General features: G+C 49.6%; 20 protein-coding genes and 1 tRNA gene. 7 read left to right on the top strand and 14 right to left on the bottom strand.

Features of this window, described 5'->3' with window-relative positions:
* Window positions 1-51: 51 nt before the first annotated feature.
* The 6 genes from EV209_RS11285 to EV209_RS11260 form a co-directional block, all read right to left on the bottom strand.
* Window positions 52-438 carry a BlaI/MecI/CopY family transcriptional regulator gene (locus EV209_RS11285; RefSeq protein ID WP_130435566.1) on the bottom strand — a complete coding sequence of 129 codons (387 nt, stop codon included), beginning with the start codon at window positions 436-438 and terminating at the stop codon, window positions 52-54.
* A 77-nt stretch (window positions 439-515) separates the two neighbouring features.
* Window positions 516-1892 carry an MATE family efflux transporter gene (locus tag EV209_RS11280; protein ID WP_207220610.1) on the bottom strand — a complete coding sequence of 459 codons (1377 nt, stop codon included), beginning with the start codon at window positions 1890-1892 and terminating at the stop codon, window positions 516-518.
* Window positions 1893-1953: 61 nt separating this feature from the next.
* Window positions 1954-2379, bottom strand: coding sequence for a ribose 5-phosphate isomerase B (gene rpiB, locus EV209_RS11275; protein ID WP_130435564.1), 426 nt, complete (start codon window positions 2377-2379; stop codon window positions 1954-1956).
* Entirely contained in the window at window positions 2380-2847 is a 468-nt protein-coding gene (locus EV209_RS11270) for an arsenate reductase/protein-tyrosine-phosphatase family protein (RefSeq protein WP_130435563.1), read from the bottom strand.
* Window positions 2826-3911, bottom strand: coding sequence for an L-threonylcarbamoyladenylate synthase (locus EV209_RS11265; protein ID WP_130435627.1), 1086 nt, complete (start codon window positions 3909-3911; stop codon window positions 2826-2828). Before EV209_RS11265 ends, EV209_RS11270 begins: the two co-directional genes overlap by 22 nt.
* A 31-nt stretch (window positions 3912-3942) precedes the next feature.
* Window positions 3943-5157 carry a Gfo/Idh/MocA family protein gene (locus EV209_RS11260; RefSeq protein ID WP_130435562.1) on the bottom strand — a complete coding sequence of 405 codons (1215 nt, stop codon included), beginning with the start codon at window positions 5155-5157 and terminating at the stop codon, window positions 3943-3945.
* 187 nt (window positions 5158-5344) lie between these two features.
* Here EV209_RS11260 and EV209_RS11255 point away from each other — a divergent pair, with 187 nt between their 5' ends.
* Window positions 5345-6757, top strand: coding sequence for an amidophosphoribosyltransferase (locus tag EV209_RS11255; protein WP_130435561.1), 1413 nt, complete (start codon window positions 5345-5347; stop codon window positions 6755-6757).
* A 135-nt stretch (window positions 6758-6892) separates the two neighbouring features.
* Here the strand turns inward: EV209_RS11255 and EV209_RS11250 are convergent, their stop codons facing one another.
* Window positions 6893-7825: a CPBP family intramembrane glutamic endopeptidase gene (locus EV209_RS11250; RefSeq protein ID WP_130435560.1), complete on the bottom strand. Its 933-nt coding sequence runs from the start codon at window positions 7823-7825 to the stop codon at window positions 6893-6895.
* A 141-nt stretch (window positions 7826-7966) separates the two neighbouring features.
* Between EV209_RS11250 and EV209_RS11245 the strand changes: the two genes are divergently transcribed.
* Both EV209_RS11245 and EV209_RS11240 read left to right on the top strand, forming a co-directional pair.
* Window positions 7967-9091: an anaerobic sulfatase maturase gene (locus EV209_RS11245; RefSeq protein WP_130435559.1), complete on the top strand. Its 1125-nt coding sequence runs from the start codon at window positions 7967-7969 to the stop codon at window positions 9089-9091.
* A gap of 80 nt (window positions 9092-9171) precedes the next feature.
* Window positions 9172-9244: transfer RNA gene (locus EV209_RS11240), tRNA-Lys, on the top strand.
* A 70-nt stretch (window positions 9245-9314) separates the two neighbouring features.
* Here the strand turns inward: EV209_RS11240 and EV209_RS11235 are convergent.
* The 5 genes from EV209_RS11235 to EV209_RS11215 all read right to left on the bottom strand — a co-directional run bounded on the left by EV209_RS11235 (window position 9315) and on the right by EV209_RS11215 (window position 14264).
* Window positions 9315-9842 (bottom strand): spore maturation protein, encoded by a 528-nt coding sequence (locus EV209_RS11235; RefSeq protein WP_130435558.1) that lies wholly within the window; start codon window positions 9840-9842, stop codon window positions 9315-9317.
* A 79-nt stretch (window positions 9843-9921) separates the two neighbouring features.
* Complete coding sequence (locus EV209_RS11230; protein WP_130435557.1) at window positions 9922-10626, bottom strand: CvpA family protein; 705 nt, start codon at window positions 10624-10626, stop codon at window positions 9922-9924.
* Between the two features lie 21 nt (window positions 10627-10647).
* Window positions 10648-13197: a hypothetical protein gene (locus tag EV209_RS11225; protein ID WP_130435556.1), complete on the bottom strand. Its 2550-nt coding sequence runs from the start codon at window positions 13195-13197 to the stop codon at window positions 10648-10650.
* Window positions 13198-13324: 127 nt separating this feature from the next.
* Window positions 13325-13735 carry a DUF1284 domain-containing protein gene (locus EV209_RS11220; protein WP_130435555.1) on the bottom strand — a complete coding sequence of 137 codons (411 nt, stop codon included), beginning with the start codon at window positions 13733-13735 and terminating at the stop codon, window positions 13325-13327.
* Complete coding sequence (locus tag EV209_RS11215; protein WP_243647575.1) at window positions 13725-14264, bottom strand: biotin transporter BioY; 540 nt, start codon at window positions 14262-14264, stop codon at window positions 13725-13727. The genes EV209_RS11220 and EV209_RS11215 overlap by 11 nt, the downstream gene beginning before the upstream one ends.
* A gap of 291 nt (window positions 14265-14555) precedes the next feature.
* Here EV209_RS11215 and EV209_RS11210 point away from each other — a divergent pair, with 291 nt between their 5' ends.
* From EV209_RS11210 to EV209_RS11200, 3 genes are all read left to right on the top strand, one after another.
* A complete protein-coding gene (locus EV209_RS11210; RefSeq protein WP_130435553.1) occupies window positions 14556-15899 on the top strand; it encodes an MATE family efflux transporter in 1344 nt (447 codons plus the stop codon).
* A 231-nt stretch (window positions 15900-16130) separates the two neighbouring features.
* The gene (locus EV209_RS11205) at window positions 16131-17231 is read left to right on the top strand and encodes a DNA alkylation repair protein (RefSeq protein ID WP_130435552.1); all 1101 of its coding nucleotides are present in this window, start codon (window positions 16131-16133) and stop codon (window positions 17229-17231) included.
* A 95-nt stretch (window positions 17232-17326) separates the two neighbouring features.
* Complete coding sequence (locus EV209_RS11200; protein WP_130435551.1) at window positions 17327-18346, top strand: phosphotransferase enzyme family protein; 1020 nt, start codon at window positions 17327-17329, stop codon at window positions 18344-18346.
* Between the two features lie 242 nt (window positions 18347-18588).
* Here EV209_RS11200 and EV209_RS11195 read toward each other — a convergent pair whose 3' ends face one another.
* Complete coding sequence (locus tag EV209_RS11195) at window positions 18589-19101, bottom strand: hypothetical protein (protein WP_130435550.1); 513 nt, start codon at window positions 19099-19101, stop codon at window positions 18589-18591.
* Between the two features lie 62 nt (window positions 19102-19163).
* Window positions 19164-19907, bottom strand: coding sequence for a YwmB family TATA-box binding protein (locus EV209_RS11190; protein WP_165388908.1), 744 nt, complete (start codon window positions 19905-19907; stop codon window positions 19164-19166).
* 108 nt (window positions 19908-20015) lie between these two features.
* Between EV209_RS11190 and lepB the strand changes: the two genes are divergently transcribed.
* Window positions 20016-20570, top strand: coding sequence for a signal peptidase I (lepB, locus tag EV209_RS11185; protein WP_130435548.1), 555 nt, complete (start codon window positions 20016-20018; stop codon window positions 20568-20570).
* Window positions 20571-20819 lie beyond the last annotated feature (249 nt).

The raw sequence follows: 20819 nt of genomic DNA, 5'->3' as shown, positions 1-20819 counted from the left end.
TTCAGCAGCAAGCAGCCCCAGGCAGGTTTATCAATTTGCACCGAAAAAGTTTTATTGGTCAGCAGTCTTACTTTTCCCGCTGAGAATCTTCCTCAATTTTGTAACCTCTGCTTTTTCCAGCATCCCGTCCGCGTTGAGTTTTTCCACCATATTGCTGATGGACCCTCCGTACCAGGCGTTCAGGAAATTTCCATTGCGGTCCCGCTTGTAATCCTCCACATCCACCAGAGGCCGGTAATAAGAAACGCGGCCGCCTGTATAAAAATCCACATACCCTTTGGCCGCCAGATGGGACAGATGGGTGGATACTGTCTGCTGTTTCCAGTCTTTACCATGATCTTCTCTGGCCCATTGCATAATTTGGGCAATCGTGACGTCCTTCTGGCCTTTCCAGATGCACTGCATCACAATAGTCTCGCTCTCCGTCAGCTTCTTCATTTCGCTTCATCCTTTCTCATCACATCATTTTCTGTAAACTATATTTATATTTTATAGCCTTTACAGTCTGATTATGCCTAAATATTTGCTTTTCTCCACTTATTTCTCCCGCCTTTGAGCTTGCTGAACCATCTGTAGTAGATAACAAACGCCACAGACGTAATCACCCAGGTCAGCGGATAACAGAACGCCGCTGTGATTATATTGGGTTTCACCGGCAGCGCCAGCAAAATCCAGATCACCCGGATTCCGCATACGCCTATGCCTGTGATGAGCATCGGAATCCAGCAGTCCCCCACGCCTCTGAGCGCGCCGGAAAGAATCTCAATTGCAAGATACGTGACAAAAGTAGGCACCATGAAATGAAGCAATTCCATACAGAGCCCCCGTACAGCCTGATCGCCGGTAAAAAGCACAATCAGATAGTACCCGCCGAAATACAGCGCAGCACACATGATCAGCGTCATAATGATCCCCAATCCCACGCAGACGCCCACACCTCTGTGTACCCGTTCCTTTTTTCCGGCTCCATAATTCTGACCTACAAAAGTTGTGGCAGAAATTCCCAAAGCGCTGATCATCATCCAGAACAGCCCGTCCACCTTCCCGTAGGTCGCCCAGGCAGCAGCCGCATCTGTTCCCAGAGTATTTACGCCGGTCTGGACAATAATATTGGAAACCGTATACATCACTGACTGAAGGCCCGCGGGAAATCCGATCTGCACCATTCTTTTCAGCATCAGGCCGTCCATGCGCACATCCTTCCAGGTAAGTTTGTATACGTCATCCGTCTTCATCAGCGTGCGCAGCACTAAAGCAGCGCTGAGCACCTGGGACAAAACTGTGCCAAGGGCTACGCCCAGCACGCCCAGTTTGAAAAATACAACAAAAACAACATCCAGTATAATATTGGCAAAGCAGCAAGCGATCAGATAATACAGCGGCCGTCTGGAATCCCCGATGGCCCTGAGAATACTGGACCCAATATTATAAATCAGGTTGGCAATGGTGCCGGCAAAATACACCCTGATGTACACCAAAGCGTGATCCATCACGTCAGCCGGCGTTTTCATGGCTTCCAGGGCGAATCTGGAAATAAGAATCCCTGCCACAGTCAGAACTGCGCCGCCCGCAATGGAAAATGCGATGGCAGTATGCACCGCGTCATGCACCCTGGCTCCGTTGTTCGCACCATAAAACTGCGAAATAATTACCGTGGCACCGCTGGACAGCCCCACAAAGAATCCGATCAGCAGGTTAATCAGCGTGCCTGTGGTTCCGCCCACAGCCGCCAGGGCCTCTTTTCCTACAAACCGGCCCACAATCATCGCGTCAGCCGTATTGTACAGCTGCTGAAAAAATGTACCAAAAAGAATTGGGAAAAAGAAAATCAGAATCTGCTTCCAGATCACGCCTTCTGTAATCTGGTTCCCCTGCACCGCAGATCCGGCCACCTTTTTTCCGGCTGCCATCCCTTACCTCCACAAGCCTGCACTATTTCGTGCGGCTTTCTTCTTATTCGATCATGCCAATCCTTCTGGCATGGCGCTCTTCTCCGGAAAACGGCGTATGCAGGAAAGTATCTGTAATCTTCAGAGCCAGGCCGGCACCAAGCACCCTGCCACCCATACAGAGAATATTAGCGTCATTGTGAAGCCGGGTCATTTCCGCAGAAAAGCAGTCGCTGCAGAGCGCGGCCCTGATCCCTTTTACCTTATTGGCAGCTATGGAAATTCCGATACCTGTGCCGCAGATCAGAATTCCCTTTTCAAAATCCCCCGCCGCCACTGCTTCTGCCACCTTTCTCGCGTAAGCCGGATAATCCACAGACGCTGTGCTGTAGCATCCAAAGTCTTTATATTCAATCTTCTGTTCCTGCAGGTATTTCAGAATCTCCTGCTTCAGTTCAAATCCTCCCTGATCACATCCAACCGCAATCATTTATTCGTCCTCCTTCAGCAGCTTCTGCACTGCCATTTTTACCATGAGATCCAGATATTCATACAGCGCCCCGTATTCCGCCAGGGATTTCCCATATGGCTCTTCAATATCCCCGCGCTCCCCCGCGAATTCCCTGAGCGTGTAGAGATTCGGGACTGCAGTATAGTCCTCCAGGATCTGGCGCTTTTCTCTTTCTGTCATTGTCAAAACCAACGTGCTCTCCCCGCATTCCTCTTCTGTAAATAATACGGAATTGGTACGGTCCACATTCAGCCCATGGCCTTTGATTATTGCCACTGCCTTCGGGTTAAGCGGTTCGGGAAACAAGACCGCCAGTCCCCTTGATATAATAGAATTCCAGTCCGATACCTGCATTGCGTCCCGCACCTGCCGCAGAATCGCCTCCGCCATAATGCTGCGGCAGGTATTCTCCCTGTCCACAAAAATCACTCTGTTAAAATGCCGCATGATTCCTCCCTGTCTGCTGTTATTTCCTGATGGCCGGCTGCTTTTGACAGCCGGTTCATCACTGAACGTCCAAGTGGTGTCTCATCAAATACTTCCGAATAAATTTTTGTCACGCCCAAACCGTCAAATTCCCGCAGGACTGCATACAGATTGTGGGCCACGCTCTGCGGCTCCCTCCGGCTGCCCACGCTGCGGCATATTCCCTGGGGAAACTGATCTTTCGTCTCATCAGTGCACAAAATACCCGCGCATCCTCCCGCAGCATCTTCTTCCCCGGCCAGACGCCTGATGGTCCTGACCACGCCCTCCGGCCCGCCGCGCACCAGTATCATAGGCACCTTTGGCGCGTAGTGACGGTATTTCATTCCCGGCGCCTTGGGGCGTACGCCGGGAGCTGCTTCCCCTGCCACAGCCGGATCGACCTCCACCGGGCCTACTGCCTGCTCCAGCATTTCCCGTGTAATATATCCGGGACGAAGAATCATTGGAACCGGACCGGTCAAATCCACAATCGTGGATTCAATCCCGATTCCCACGGGGCCTCCATCCAGAACCATCTCTATTTTACCATCCATATCTTCCATCACATGCTCTGCCTGCGTGGGGCTGGGCCTGCCGGAGGTATTGGCGCTGGGGGCTGCAACCGGCACCCCTGCCGCCGCAATCAGCGCCAGAGCCGAAGGATGCGAAGGCATGCGCACCGCCACCGTGTCCAGTCCTCCTGTCGTTCCATAAGGCACAGCAGGCTTCTTCGGGAAGATCAGCGTCATGGGGCCCGGCCAGAACGCATCCATCAGCCGGTCCGCCGTCTCCGTAATTTCTGTCACCAGAGAACTTAACTGTTCCCGGCCTGCAATATGTACGATCAGAGGATTATCGCTGGGGCGGCCTTTTGCGGCATAGATTCGGGCAGCGGCTTTTTCATCCAGCGCATTGGCGCCCAGGCCATATACTGTCTCCGTGGGAAAAGCCACCAGGCCTCCGGCCCTCAGAACCCTTCCCGCCTCTTCAATATTCTTCCTGTCCCTCTCCAAATCCGTCACCTGACAGCACGTTGTCTTCATCTTCATGTCCTTTCTACCCCGAAGACCCTTTCTATTTCAAAAGCGTTCCCATAAACTTGTCATAACCCTCTAATAAAAACTCTGTTTCCGGCACAGCATAAGGGATTCCCAATTCAGAAGGCAGCTTCCACTGCTCATAGCAGCGGTAAAGATCCAGATGCAGACCCGGGACAAATACAACCTGCTGTTCCTCATCAAACTTCACCATGCTGCGGTCAAACTCCCGGATGGGAATATAATCCAGCAGACCATTGGCCAGCCTCAAGCTGGAAAGAGAAGCATCAATGGAACAAGGGCCTTCTTTCCCTGTTCTGGCGGATCGCACCGCAGACTCCAGTTTCTCCACGCATCCCATGTCCGGGCCCATATTCTCCAGTTCTTCTATTCTTCCGTCCCGGTAAAAAATTGTAATCTGTTTCCCTCTGTCAAAGGCGTTCATCGTTACAACCGCCTGTTCAAACTCATATACAAACATAGGATCAATCTTGTAGTTGCTGGCATGGGTCGCATAAAAATACAGCTTTACCCCATGGACTGTTTCCATTTCCAGGGCTGCGGTATCATAAGTTTCAATATCATTTGCCCGATAAAGCGCTCCCCGCCCGCTGGCAATTTCTTCCGCATGCCCGGTCCCGTCTCCCAGAATATAGAGCATCACCTGGACATAATGCGCCACCGCATTCGTCACAATGGAATCCAGTATGTAGTTCCCACGGGCATCCTTTGCCCTGGCAGCCCATCCCCTGCTGTAATACTTCAGCGTTCTGGGCCAGGAAATATAGCTCTTCATCCGTACCGCCCTGCCCAGTTCACCCCCGGCATACAATTCCTTTACCCTCAGGACAGACGGCAGGTAATCCCACTGGAACGCTACGGACAATGTCTTTTGATACTTTTTAACCGCTTCCCGGAGCTCCGGAATGTCCTGCAATACAGGCACCAGCGGCTTCTCACAGAGAACATGGGAGCCATTTGCCATTGCGGTAATACATTGCTCCTTATGCATGGGCAGAGGCGTGGCAAGAATCGCCAGGTCCGCTTTCTGATGCTGATAGAATTCTTCCAGGCTGTCATAAACAGGCAGCTGTTTCTGTTTTACCATTTCCCACGCTTCCGGACTCTTTTCCAGATATGGGTCCACAACTGCCACCAGCTCTACATCCGCGCAGGGCCCCTCAGGCATGTACTCCAGATAAATTTTTCCGTATCCGCCCGCTCCGGCCAGCACGGCCTTCACCTTTTCCATTACAAAACGCCTCCCAATAAAAATAATTCCACACCTTGCATCATACCGCAAATATGCACAAATCGCAATAAGTTTCTGCGCTTTTCTTTCTCTAAAATAGAGATTTGTAGTTTTATGTACTCTATGATATACTTTTAATATCCGCAAATAAGCGGACGGAAAATTTACTGACGGAGGAATTACGAATATGGGCGGATTTTTTGGCGTTGCATCAAAAAACGATTGTATATTTGACTTGTTTTTCGGAACAGATTACCATTCCCATCTGGGCACAAGGCGGGCCGGCATGGCCGCCTACGACCGCAAGAACGGTTTTGACAGGGCGATCCATAATATAGAAAACGCGCCTTTCCGCACAAAATTTGATAAAGATGTGAACACCATGCAGGGGCAGCTTGGCATCGGCTGCATTTCAGACTATGAGCCCCAGCCGCTGATCGTCCGGTCCCATCATGGCACATATGCCATTATGACTGTGGGAAAGATCAACAATGCAGATGAAATTGAACAGCGGCTCTTTTCAGACGGCACCTCTCATTTTCTGGAAATGAGCGGAGGCGATATCAACCCCACGGAGCTCACCGCGGCGATCATCAATCAGAAAGCCAACCTGATTGAAGGAATCCAGTATGCCCAGGACCTGATTGACGGTTCCATGACTATTGTGATTATGACCCCCATGGGCATCTATGCCGCCAGAGACAAAATGGGCCGCACCCCAGTGGCCATTGGCCGGAAAGAGGACGCATACTGCGTATCCTTTGAAAGCTTTGCTTATCTGAATCTCGGTTACCAGGACGCCAAAGAACTGGGGCCCGGCGAAGTGGTGATCGTTACCCCGGAAGGCGTCCGCACTCTGGTACAGCCAGGAAAAGAAATGCGGATCTGCACCTTCCTTTGGATCTATTACGGTTATCCTTCTGCATCTTACGAAGGGATCAGCGTGGAAGAAATGCGCTACCACTGCGGCGCAATGCTGGCCAAGCGGGACACGGGACGGGTTTCTCCCGACATTGTGGCGGGCGTCCCGGATTCCGGCATCGCCCATGCCATCGGATACGCCAATGAATCGGGTATCCCTTTTTCCCGCCCTTTTATCAAATATACCCCTACCTGGCCCAGATCATTTATGCCGACCATCCAGAGCCAGCGCAATCTGATCGCCAAGATGAAGCTGATTCCCGTTCACGACCTGATCAAAAACCGCAGCCTGCTCCTCATCGACGATTCCATTGTACGCGGAACCCAGCTGCGTGAAACCACTGAGTTCCTGTACCAGAGCGGCGCAAGAGAGGTACATATCCGCCCTGCCTGCCCCCCGCTTCTGTACGGCTGCAAATATCTGAACTTCTCCCGGTCCTCATCTGAGATGGACCTGATCACAAGGCGCGTCATCAGAGAAATGGAGGGAGACAACGCCTATGCAAACCTCCAGGTGTACGCGGATCCTGAAAGCGACCGCTACCATGCAATGGTGGAGCGCATCGGAAAACAGCTGAACTTTACTTCCCTGCACTATCACCGGCTGGATGATATGATCTCATCGGTTGGTATGGACCGCAGCAAGCTGTGCACTTACTGCTGGGACGGAAGAGAATAATGGCAGAGCAGCAGAAACTGCCCCGGGTTATCGCGTAATTGTCCTGAGAAGAAAAACAGCCAGCCCTCATCACGTACGGGCCGGCTGTTTATAGATTGATCGGAGTTTACATGGCGCGGCGGCTGTCTGAATAGTCTAAAACACCAGATTCAAAACAAAAATTGCCAACAGCACCACTGAGCAGGCGATCATCCCCGGATTACGCCAGACTGTTTTCAGCCTCTGCCCGGCCGGCATTTCCTGCTCTGCGGCGACCCATTTCAGCCGTTTCCGCCAGCCTATCAGCAGCGTGCATCCGGCTGCGGCAACGCCCAGCACCGCCGAAGCATACAGGACCATTGCAAGCAGTGTTCCGCTCTTCGCAGCGCCGCTGAAAATCTCGTCCAACATCAGCATAGGGATAATGCTGCCCAGAAAATTAACCACCATATGGAACCCGATGGTATACTGGATTTTTCCGGTGCGCATATAGATATATGCAAACACGCCTCCGGCTGCAAACGCATAAAAAAACTGATAAAAATTCCCATGGGCCAGGCCGAAGACCACTGCTGACAGCAGCACAGCCGTCCTTTCCCCGAATCTTCCCACCCGGTCCAGCAGCCATTTTCGGAAGACCAATTCCTCAATCACAGGAGCCGCCACCACCACACAGAGAAAGATTGCCGGAATGGGCAAAGTGTTCAGAAGCTCCACCAAACCATTCTGCGAAGGGTTGGATGATACTCCGTTTATCAGAAACATCAGAAGGTTTCCGATAATCCCCCCCACCTCGATCAGCCCATAAAGCATTATCATTGTCAGGACAAGCTTCTTAAAGCTCCATGTTTCCTTCTTCGGAGGGCAGGACGGAACGGACCGGAACACCAGATAATACAACGGCACGCTGGTCAGGTAGCGGAAAAAATCCTGTACACAGAATTCCTGCCAGTCGGACAGGTCCCACCCAAGCCTCGCCTCCCCCAATACAATTATAAATGCAATCAGCACTTTGCCCAGCAGGGTCCCAACCTCAAAAGCCACAAAAGCCCAGCCTGCCCTGGAAAAAGATTTTCTTGCGTCAGCCATAAACCGTCCTCACTTTCAGCAGGCCTGCCTGCCCTCAAAATATGTATTCAGTATATCCCAATTCCTTGCAAAAGTAAACAAATTTAGTTATAATAAGCAGATAGATAGGTACAATTAAAATTTCAAGGAAAGGAATTAAAAATGCCCCCTGTCAGCCTGATGATCAAACCTGCTTCCGGCCTGTGCAACCTGCGCTGCCGCTATTGCTTCTATGCAGATGAAATGGAAAACCGCTCCCAGCCTTCCTGCGGAATCATGAGTGAGGAAACGCTGGAAACTGTATTAAAAAAAGTCCTGGAAACAGCGGAAGGATTCTGTTCCATCTGTTTTCAGGGAGGCGAGCCAACTCTGGCCGGTTTGCCCTTTTTCCGCCGGGCGGTGGAACTGGAGCGGAAATATAACGTCAGGGGACTTTCTATTCAGAACGCCATACAGACAAACGGGATGCTTTTGAATGAAGAATGGGCCGCTTTTCTGGCAGAAAACCAATTCCTCACCGGGATCTCGCTGGATGGGACGATCCACACCCACAATGCTTACCGCCGGACCCCGGAAGGGCAGGATACTTTTATCAAGGTGATGGATTCCATCGGCCTGCTGGAGAAGCACGGCGCGGAATATAATATTCTTACTGTGGTACATAACAGATGTGCGGCGGCTCCTGATAAAATTTACCGCTATTATCAGAAGCAGGGCTTCCGTTACCTGCAGTTTATCCCCTGCCTGGATCCCCTGCAGACGGCAAACTCTACCGCTGCTCCCCGGGAATATTCCCTGACCCCGGAAGCTTACGGGAGCTTTCTCTGCCGTATTTTTGATTTGTGGCATGATGACCTGCAGGCGGGCCGGCAGCCTTACATCCGTCAGTTTGAAAACTATCTGGCCCTGATAGCAGAAGGCAGAGCAGAATCCTGCGACATGAACGGCTGCTGCAGCATACAATATGTGGCGGAAGCAGACGGCTCTGTCTACCCCTGCGATTTTTTCTCCCTTGACGAATACCGGCTGGGCAGCCTGCTGGAAAACAGTTTTGCAGAAATCGACGCAAAGCGCCAGGAGATTCAGTTTATTCAAAAGTCCCTGCCCCTCCCCGAGGAATGCAAATGCTGTCCCTACCTGTCCCTCTGCCGGAACGGCTGCATGCGCCATCGAATGATGAACAGTCAGGATGGAGGAAAAGATTACTTCTGCCGCTCCTGGCAGATGTTTTTTGCCCACTGCGGTTCCAGGCTGGAAGAAATTTCCCGGATTATTGCTAAAAAGTGAATTTTTTGTTAAAAAAGGTCTTGCAATTTAAAACAAGTTGATATATAATTAATTTCGCGTTAAGTTTTTAACGTGGAGATGCGCTTCTAGCTCAGTTGGTAGAGCACCTGACTCTTAATCAGGGTGTCCAGGGTTCGAGCCCCTGGAGGCGCAGGCAAAGTACCGGTTTTGCGGACGTAAGAGCCGCGGGGCTGGTGCTTTTTTTAATATATAGAAAATAACATTACTGTATCATCCCCGCGATCACCACACTGGCGATCACTCCCGCCAGCGTAGCCACCATTGCTCCGGCCAGCGTATATCTGGTCTTTTTGACTTTGGCTGTCATGAAATATACGCTCATGGTATAAAAAATCGTCTCTGTGCAGCTCACCAGCAGGCCTGCGATCAACCCGATATGGGAATCCGGCCCGAACTGCCGGAACAGATCCAGCACCAGGCCTGTGGCTGCGGAAGAAGAAAACATCCTGACAATAGTCAGCGGCACCAGAGGCGCGGGGAGCCCCAGCCATTCACAGGGGCCTGAGAGGGCCTGGGCCAGAAAATCCAGGAATCCGCTGGCCCGCAGCATCCCCACCGCCACCATAAGCCCCACCAGGGTAGGCAGAATGCCTGCCACTGTCTTCATCCCTTCTTTGGCCCCCCGGACAAATACATCATAGACCGGAACTTTCCCGGCCACTCCGGTGGCAATCACATAAAAGAACAGCAGCGGAATCATAAAATTGGATAGGTATACAATAAAGCCCACGGCCCACCTCCTGGCGTTTCTGCTGTATCCTATTCCCGTCACTCACTGAATATTCCGCCGCTGCCCCCGTTTCCCAAATCTAAATGTTCCCTGTAAAATTCAGCAATACATTTACAAACAGGTTATTATCATAAATATAAGTCAGAATCTGGCTTTTGCTGACCATTTCCAGCATTTGGCCGCCCCAGTCAAAACCAGCAAACATAGTGATCAGCAGGCACCCCAGCCATACTGCCACCAGCGCTTCCGCTATTCCGATCCCCGCGCCGGCGATCTTATTGATTCCGTGGATCAGCGGCAGCCTGGAAACCAGGTTCAAAACCGCTCCCAGGATCCGCAGCAGGACAAATGCCAGAAGAAAAGTAAGAATAAATCCAATCACTCCGATAATCAGCGACGCCACATAGCCGCTCAGGTATGAAGTGAAACTCTCCACGCCAAGCACTGCGTAAACTTCACTGTTATTGTTCTCCTGCAAAGCATCCTTTAAGGATGCGGGCAGCGGAAGATCTTCAATAAATCTGGCCTGCTGAGTCACCGTCAGCTGGTCTGTCTGCTCTTCAATCTTTTCCTGCATGGATTCCTGCACCTGTTCCTGTAGCCGTTCATAAAGCCCTGTGTGATTTTTCAGTACATCTGTCACATAGGGGGATAACGTACAGGCCAGAATTATAGTCAGCACTGCCGCTACAAGGGACACCGTCATCTTCACCGCGCCCCGGTGCCATCCGATCAGAAATCCCAGTGCAAAAATAATTAATACTGCTATCAGCAACCAGTTCATTTTTTCTCCCTTCCGTCCGCATCACCTGAGATAACTCAGAAACGCGTTATTATATCTGGAAAACAACGCTTCCGCTTCTTTCATGGGCAGCTTCACATTTTGACCCGAAACCGGGTCATAGTAAGTCACACTATTCGTCTCATATCCAATGACCAGCAGCCCGGTGTGATCCCCGGTAACAGCCAGCACAGGGCTTCCCAGATTGATATAATACAAAATATGGCTCAGCGCGCTGCCATACAAATCCACCGTTTTATACCCTTCCAGACTGGAAAGAACCTGGAAAGGGGAATCTCCCTCTGACAGCTTCTCCCTGACCTGGGCTCCGTCCTGCCCCTCACAGGCCAGCATCAGCTCTATACATGCCGCCAGACTGTCTTCCGCGGACACAGTCTCCTTAGCCGGAAGCTTCAGTGTCTTATATAAGGCCCGGCTGTCCCTGTTCCAGACATATTCCTGATTTTTATCCAGCACTGTACCCATTTCATCAAACGCTTCATGAATCGCACCGCTCAGACTGGCGGAAACAGTTTTCAGCCTTCCTCTGGTATACACATAATATTGAGGCGCTTCTGTCTCATGCCCGCCCAGAGAAACAATCTGACAAAGCTCTCCGCTGCGGTATTCTCCCTCCGACAGCCTGTACTGCACTCCAGCCTGGCCTTTTGGCTGCAGCTCTATGGAATAAACAGTTCCAAACCTGTCGTCCCTGGCTGTTTTTACAAAACCCGCGGAACTGTTTCCGGCCTCCGTGCTGCGCGCCAGCACGTCTCCGGTATACTCCGTCATCTCTCCGCTCTCACCGCGGCGCAGCCGGGACATCACAATCCTGTTTTCCTCCACAGCCACATCCGAAATATAAATACCATCCATACTGTATTCTGCCTGTATTTCCATCTCTTCATTTCTGATTGCCAGCATATACAGCGGATAACCCATCACTACGCCGGCAGAGCGCTGTACATCCTCCGTCCTGCCGATCCCATATACCAGGTCTCTTCCCACAAACCCTTCCAGTTTCAGATATTCTCCCTCTGCAGCTGTCACCTCATGGATCTGTCCGGAATCCATATTCAGGCAATGAATCTTCCCTGCATCTTCGACCTGATCCCCCTCCTGCCACGCGATCAGAGCATTGTCACTGCTGATCCCATAAGAATCCTGCATCACATTCTCCGCGATCTGCACAGTTTCACCGCTGGAAATATCGAGGGAATAAATGCTCCTGCCATAAATCAGATAGAAACTGTTGCCGCTGCTGACATAGGCCAGCGATCCCAGATCCGAACGCAGCACCTGATAGGAAACATTTGAAGGAATATAAAACAGCTCATCCGTCCTGCCGCTGTTTCTGTCATAGCGGAAAAAGCTGATCCCTACTTCTCCCTCATGAATTCCTCTGTTCATATATCCGAATACAATAAAATCAATCTGGCCGTTGTCCCTGCAGCCCACCAGTTTAATATCATGCTCCCTGAAATTGGTGCGGGCGTCATTTTCACCTACATTCCGAAACGTGAACACAGGCCACATTTCTCCTGTTTTTCTGTCATATCCAAACAGTTCTCCTCCTGCTGCAAATGCCATCAGATTCCCGTCCGGGCTGGCCGATGCCTGCGCGCTGTCTCGTCCGCCGCTCAGGATTCCCAGTCTCATCTCGCCTTTGTTTACTTCTGCCCTGACAGGTTCAAAAACCTGATCCATTTCCCGTTCATAATCCAGCAGATACAGCTGCTCGCCGCGCCACCGGACACAGAAATATTCCCTCACCTGGAAAGTATGCGCTTCTCCTGCTTCATCCGCAATTAAGACCTGGTAGCTGAATACCACCGACATCTGTGTGGGCGTCAGCTCTGTCACCCGCACAGCCCTGTCTCCCGAAAGCTGCGGGTTCAGGCCATTCCAAATGATTGCCGCATATTTGGAATGAATATTCACTTTGCTGTAATCGCTATCCGTCACTGAACTGTCCGGCTGGAGATACTGGGGCACCAGCTGCCTGGCTGTCTCAGGCTCAAAAGTAGCCCGGCTGAACCGGAACGCAAAATCCAGAAGTTCCTGGGTTTTCATCTCCGGCCCGTAAATCACCCTTGTATAATAAAAAATATTCTGCTCTGCTTCTGTGGATAATTTCAAAATCAGGCAGTATTCTTCCTGTGGCTTCAGCAGGCCGGAGAGCTGCACGGTCAGGCCGATATTGTCTTCCTCCGCATTCCAGCCTCCCAAGGTCTGAGCCTCAATAAGCTCCTGCCCGTCCAGGCTCCGCACTTCATAGGAAATTTCCGTAATTACTGCGCCATAAGTTCTGACGTAACCGGTAAGAACCCTCTGCCCGTCCAACGGCGTAATACTGTCCCGGACAAGCGGCAGCGTCATCTCCGAAGTATATCCATGCAGCTCATTCATAGTCTGCCCGCTATAGGTCATTTCAATTACCGGAAGTCCTGCTTCTTCCATTTTGGCATAAGAAACTGGCTCCTTTGCCCGCAGCAGTGTAAACAGAAGCACTCCGCCTGCAACAGTAAAGAATACCAGAAGCAATATGATCACCCTTCGGAATATATGTCTCATACAATCACCTCAAAAAAAGTCAGGGCAGCCTGCCCTGACTATATTGTATCTGTTCCCACCTTAAATCACAACTTAAAATTTATGAAATTTTTCATACCAGTATTTCAATTTTCACCGGACAAATCCTCTAAAGCCTGTTCCACCGGGACCTTTTGCTGCCGCAGACCGCTGCCCACTGACAGTTTCCGCAGATTTCATCTCTCTTTTCGGGACCGAGGATTTGTTTCTGTACCATCCCCGCAAAATCACGGAATTCCAGAACATCTCCTTCCTTCAGGCCGCACCGTATCAGCACTGCCAAATCGTACCCCTTTACTTTTTCATTGTCCCTGCATTCCCCGCTGCCGCAGTTGTTGGGGCATTCTCCGCAGATTTCATCCGTCCCCGCTGTCAGCTTCACTTTTCCCCCTGCCTCCAGTTTCTCCAGCACGGACTGCATATGCGCCGTAAATTTTTCGCTGTATCCTCTTCCTTCAAAATATGCCAGGCACATGCCGTGATGAGGCCGCAGACTGCAGATTTCCCGCTCATTGCACATATCTGTAAAGCCTCCTGGACAGCGCCAGCGCCAGCGCAATTTTTATTAAGTCCGGAATAATAAAGGGTACAACACAGCCCATCAGCACTGCTCCCAGACTGACAGCCCCGGTTTCTTTCAGATAGACCGCCATATACCAGGCCGTCCCAAAAGCATAGCAGACGATTAATCCCAGTACCATGGAAACCAGCAGGACCCAGAACTTTCTTCCAAACATTCTTTCCGCGCCCCACATTACCAGCGCCAATCCCAGAAAGCCCACGACATATCCCCCTGTACTGCCGGCCAGGATGCCTATCCCTCCGCTGAAACCGGCAAAAACAGGAATGCCCACAGCCCCCATCAGAATGTAGATCAGCACCGCCGCCGTTCCCCGTTTTCCCCCAAGGATTCCGACCGCGGCAAACACGCCGAAAGTCTGAAGGGTAAAGGGCACTGCCGATGGAACAGAAATCCAGGAGCAAAGCGCAATTAGCACAGCAAACATTGCTGTTATCACCAAATCATAAGTTTTATTCCTCGTTTTCATCACTGTAGTTTTCAATAAAAATTCCTCCCGCTCCATTTTTTCAAAAATACTTTATCACAGCAGGGCTCTATTGTCAACTTGTTTTTTATTTTGGTTAACAATTGATTTTTTAACCTTGACAACCCCTATGGCTTAGACTATACTTTTAGGGGAAATATCAATAAAATTTTGCCGCCGGGTAAACGTCTTGTTTTCATTCCATAAGGCCTTAGAAGGAATGATAGAAGGGCGTTTTTTTTATCCAAAGCAGAATGGTCTTTATGATATAAAGCTGCGGCGCGGAGGGATGCCATGAAATCAACTATTTTGAAAGAATTTATAAAATACTGCTCGCTGAATGTCATCGGTATGATCGGCCTTTCCTGCTACATTCTCGCCGATACTTATTTTATTTCAAAGGGGCTGGGCGCAAACGGCCTCACTGCGCTGAATCTGGCCATTCCCATCTATAGTTTTATCAATGGGGCCGGGCTGATGATCGGTATGGGAGGAGGCATAAAATATTCTATCCGGCGCGGCCTCGGGGATTTCAGAAGCGGGGATACTGTATTTACTCATTCCATTTTGCTGGCGGCAGGCTTCGCCGTCCTGTTTTTTCTGTCCGGCGTCTTTTTTCCGGGAAACATTGCCCGTCTGGCCGGCGCAAATGCGGAAGTCTTTGATATGACGAAAACTTACCTTCAGGTAATTTTATTATTTTCACCCATGTTTCTGCTGAACAACCTGCTCCTGTGCTATGTGAGAAATGACGGAGCCCCTCAGTTAGCCATGGCTGCCATGCTGGCCGGGAGCTTTTCCAACATTATACTGGATTATATATTTATTTTTCCTTTGAATATGGGAATCTTTGGAGCTGTCTTTGCTACAGGGCTTGCCCCTGTGATCAGCGTTTTAACTCTTTTTCCCTATTTTTTCAGAAAAAGAAATCACTTTCATCTGGCAGCATGCAGTTTTTCTTTGAAAACTTTTGCCGGTATTTTTTCCGGTGGCCTTCCCTCTCTCGTTACCGAACTGTCTTCCGGAACGGTTATAATTATCTTTAATATGCTGCTTTTAGACCTGGCGGGAAACATAGGCGTGGCCGCTTATGGGGTGATTGCCAATCTGTCTCTGGTGGTTCTCTCTGTCTATACCGGGATCTCTCAGGGCATTCAGCCCCTGCTCAGCAGAAGTTATGGAGCCGGCCGTCCCGGCGAGATCCGCATCATTCTCCGGTATGCGGCAGCTTCCGTGTTCATCATATCTGGGGTTATTATGTGCTGTGTCTTCTTTGGCTCCTCTCAGATTGCAGGTCTGTTCAACAGCAGGAATGATGTTCTTTTACAGCGTATTGCGGAAAAAGGGATGAAAATTTACTTTACTGCCTGCCCTTTTGCAGGCCTGAACATTATACTCTCTGTTTTCTTTACTTCCATAGAATGTCCCAGGCCTGCCCACGCAATTTCCTTGCTCCGGGGATTTGTGCTGATCATTCCAATGGCGTTTCTGCTGGCCTCTCTGGCTGGAATCAACGGCGTGTGGTCTTCCTTTCCCGTCACGGAGGTTCTGGCAGCCGCCGCAGGGCTGTTTCTGTTCCTGAGGAGGCGGAAACTCAGCCTTCATAATCCAGAGGAAAGCTCTCCCACCTCTACTTGAATTAGTACGCCGCTTCCTTGGGCTGCCGCTGTCCATGAAATAATATAAAAATGTACTTATCTCCGCCACATAAAAGGAAGGCGCCTTTTGGGGAAGAATCGGCGGCGGGATGGACAGGCCTGCAGGCTTATGGTAGAATGTATGCAGCACAGGAGCAGCTTTAAACCGCCGTGGGCCGGAACATAATGTGCGCAGGCGCGCCCGGCATAACAGAATTCCAAGGAGAGCAGTGTGGCAGGTTTATTTAAAGACAGATTTAATTATGAATCACTGTATAAGCTCGCTTTAGAGGTTCAAGCAGTCTACAAGAAGTTTCCGGTTGAGGATTTTTTGAATTCAACTATGGACGAACTGTGGGATAAGTTAGAATTCAAGCAGCGGGTGATGCAGATTGGGACGAACTTAGGGAAATACCTTCCGGCAGATTATAATGCAGCAATTCATATCATTGATAAAGTGATACTGAATTACGAGGTCTGCCTGGACGGGTTTGCTATTTTTTTCCCTGCTTTTGTTGAACTTTACGGACAGGATAAAGAGCACTGGGATACTTCTGTTGCTGCTTTGGCGAGGTATACCCCGTATGCCTCTGCTGAATTTGCAGTGAGGTCTTTTATCATCCGGGATGAAGAACGCATGATGGCGCAGATGGCTGTCTGGGCCAGACATAAAAACGAACATATCCGGCGGCTTGCCAGCGAGGGCTGCCGTCCCAGGTTACCTTGGGGACAGGCTTTATGCAGTTTTCAAAAAGACCCTTCGCCCGTTCTGCATATTTTAGAGCTTCTGAAAGACGACCCTTCGCCATATGTCCGAAAAAGCGTAGCGAACAACTTAAACGATATCTCCAAAACCCATCCCGGTTTAGTGGTAAAAATCGCTGGGGATTGGTATGGTAAAAATCAGAATACGGACTGGATTGTAAAGCACGGATGCAGGACCCTTCTTAAAATGGGCAATAAGGATGTGCTTGACATTTTGGGATTTTCAGACGCCGGCTGTGTGAAGGCTGATTCTTTTTTACTGGAAAAAACCTCTGTTTGCATTGGGGAGGATATGTGTTTTTCTTTTGAGATTGAGGCAAAAAAAGCAGCCAGGGTGCGGCTGGAATATGGCATTGACTATGTAAAAGCAAACGGCAGGCGCAACCGTAAGATATTCCAAATATCTGAGCTTACGTTTAAAGGTAATAGGAAAAGGTCTTACCGCAAGACCCATTCCTTTGCAGATACAAGCACAAGAAAACATTACCCCGGCACCCATTCAGTTACGCTTATTGTAAACGGCGCCGAACGGTCAACATTAGATTTTGAGGTACTGGCCGCTAAATAGAATGTCCCTGTTTAATAAACGATTCCGGCAGTCATACTAATATAATTGAAAGATAGGCCGGACCATAAAGGGTAAAATGATTGGGGGGAAAACCGATGGATATAGAAATCCAACTGGTTATGCGAAAAGCTGAGCAACTTTATAATATCAAGCTGCTTCACAGGATCCACATGGGCGGATCCGGCAATATTATCTTTGCAGCGGAGTCCGGGCAGCGGCCTTATATCCTGAGAGTCTCAAAAGGCGGCGGGAGCAGCCTGGCGCATATAGACTTTGAGTTAAACTGGGTCGAGTACCTGTCACTCCGAATGGAAGGAATCGTACAGCCAATACGGAGCGTGAACAACAGGCTTTATGAGGTGATAGAATCAGATGGCGGGGCTTATGTGCTGTGCCTCATGAAGAAAGCAGAAGGAAAATTGGTCGACTGCAATAATCCAGCCGAATTTAATGAAGTGCTGTTTTCCAATCTTGGCGCACTGATGGGCCGTATCCACAAGTTGACCGCAGACTATGAGGGGAACAGGCCTTGTCCAGAGTTCCAATGGAATGGCCCTTATTTTTGGCGCAGGGATATTGCCATTCCAGACGAACTTGTGCGGCAGGGCGAAAAACGGTTTTTAAAAGAAATAAATGCCCTGCCGGCGGCGAAAGAAAATTATGGAATTATTCATTTTGATATTCACACGGATAATTTCTTTATGAAAAACACTAAAATTACGTTATTTGATTTCTTTGACTGCCAGTACAACTGGTACGCTGCTGACATAGCAAGCGCCATGTTCTTTATGGTACAGAGAGGGGCCGGCCCATTAAAACATTTAAGCGAGAAGGAACGAACGGCCTTTGCCGAATCCTATTTGATATCTTATTTACAGGGCTATCTTCAAAGCAATTACATAAGTAAATATTGGATTTGCACCATTGATTTATTTATGAAGTACCAGATGGTAGATGAATATGTAGCTGCATCAAACTACTGGCCGGAGGAAGATACCCATCTGCAGCAGCGGTATTTGGACTGGCACAGAGAAAGAATCGCACATAACCAGCCCTATGTGTATATAGATTATGACAATGTCCTGGATCGTTTACCCAAAGTGCCATTTATTTGAACCCGGGTGCCATGCACGCAAATTGTATCCTACGCGCCACAAGTTTCCTATGCAGCGAAAAAGAATCCCGCCCGCGGGATTCTCCGCCTGCGGCGTGTCGCTTTAGCGACGTAATTCCTTACGCCGCAGTGCGATCCCCCGGAGGGTTTTATTGCATAGGGAACGCAGTGCCCTATGCAATAAAAAGACGGGCTGTCAGCTTACTGCTTACAGCCCGCTTTGTTGTCATCTTCCGCCTGTACTTAAAAATATCTTCTGCCGCAGCAGCGCTTTCTGGCGCGCCTTTTATACAGCTCGTTAATAACCAGCAGTTCCACAAGATCGCAAAGCCTCCGGTTTCTGCAGACAGCAGCGCTGTCCATTTCAGATTCTTCTCCCCAGGCTGCAGCCACAGCTTCATCTTCCGCAGCCCGGTCCGTAATTCCCCGGCAAAGCCTCCTCACCATCAGATGGTCCGGATATTCATCATAAATAGGGCTTCCCTGGTAGTCCATTTTATCACATTCTTCGTCTACAATCGCCTGCAGCCGTCTCACGCTGGAAGGGTACATGCTCTTCCAATATTCCATATCATTCAATTCTTCCCGTTCCTGTCCATATGGGCGTGGAATCAGAATCAGGCTGCCCTGCAGCATCATTTGCCTGTACTGATAGTCTGCTGTATAATCAAAAGGGTAAGGCTGCCTGTAGGGAGTTTTAGGCACTCCGTAGTCAGGTTCCGTCCCGTAGTCATCAAAAAAGGCACGGTTTTCCATCTGCATTGCTCCTTTTTTCGGATCTACTAACAGAATATGCCCATGTCCGCTTTATGGTGCAGCTATTCCTCTAAAGAAGGGACTCCGATACGGTAGCGCGTCATCCCGGCAATGCTGTCATATTCTGCGGCAAAACTGATATTCATAGCTTCTTCTCCACGGTAAACTGCGCTGCCCAGCCTGGGCGAATAGCCGTATATCCGGTAAAGCGACTCCGTTTTCCAGGAGGATACTTCTTTTGCTCCCACCTGGCTAAACAGCGTCTTTGCCGTATTTCCATAGTCTTCCAGGGTATCTTTTCCCGGACGGCTTCCTTTAAGCTCCAGCCCGGCGCTGCCGGACAACCCAAGTTTACTGGCCGCCTCTTCTAATTTATTTCTGTAAAACACTGCGGCCTCCATATGGCCCTCTGTCTCCAGCTCCACAATTACATAGCACCTGGGGCTGATCAGGGTATCGTAAAGCCAGGTCCCCACCGCAAGATAAGTAAATGTTGTTTTTCCTTCTTTTCCTTCTATCACTGCCGTGGTCACAGACCCATTGTCCCGGCGCTCTGTAACAGTTTGAGGAAAGTTTTCAATATGCATCTCTTTTGCCAGAGAACAAAGCAGCTCTTTTCTTCCGTCTTCTTCTAAATACTTTTCGCAGCTGCCGCTGTAACGGACTTTGCTCTGAATCTCAGGAAGTTCTTCTCTGGAAAACGCCTCCGCTACAGAAACCGGCTCCGCAGCCTTTTGTTCCCATACCTGTTTTACGCCTGCCACAATCCATAAAATAATAGTCAGTACAGCCATCCATTTTCTCAATACATCCACCTCCTGTCTGGAGTATTGCCATTTCCGGTTTATGTATTCTTGTAAATTTCCCTGATCTGTGATAGACTGTAAAAAAACATTAATGAAGGGCATAAATAGATGAAAGAAAAAGAAGAAAGTAAAACAGAAAAAAAGGATACAAAAAAAGAAATTCTCAGTTGGGTTATCACCATTGGCGTTGCTGTGGTCATCGCTCTGCTGATTGATTCTTTTATTATTGTAAATGCTTCCATACCCAGCGGTTCCATGGAAAACACGATTATGACCGGAGACCGAGTGATGGGATTCCGTCTCTATTATCTCTTTGCAGATCCTAAGCGGGGGGATATTATTGTATTCGAATATCCCGACGATGAAAGCAAATTATTTATTAAACGTATTATCGGAGAACCTGGCGATAAAGTAGAAATTAAGGAAGGCAAGGTTTATATCAATGACAGTGATGTGCCCCTGGATGAGCCTTATCTCAAAGATTCCTCGGATACCCGTTCTTTTGGGCCGTATCAGGTTCCTGAAGACTGTTATTTTGTGATGGGGGACAACCGTATTTTATCCGGGGACGCCCGTTTCTGGACCAATACTTATGTGCGCAGGGACCAGATCAAAGGGAAAGCGCTGTTCCGTTATTGGAAAGGGTTTAAATGGCTTGGGTAAAGTGGCTGTTTAGGGGGGATTGCAATTGGGGAGTCGCAAAGAGGCGGCAGGATTTTTCGCGGAGAGGCGGCAGGAAAAACTCCGGAGACTCGATGCCTTCGGCTATAGTCTCCTACGTTTTTTCTGCCGCCTCTCTGCTGAGGGAATCCCTCGCTTAGTTTGAGGAGGGATGCTTGTTTTTGGGAATCTGTACCTGCTTTTTTGCGGTGGCTGGTAAATAATATTGGAATTTGCAAAAGCGGTCTGGCA

It is taken from the genome of Cuneatibacter caecimuris, assembly GCF_004216775.1.
Taxonomy (GTDB): Bacteria; Bacillota; Clostridia; order Lachnospirales; family Lachnospiraceae; genus Cuneatibacter; species Cuneatibacter caecimuris.
Note: the sequence above shows the minus strand (reverse complement) of the source record. Positions and strands in the feature narration are given on the sequence as shown.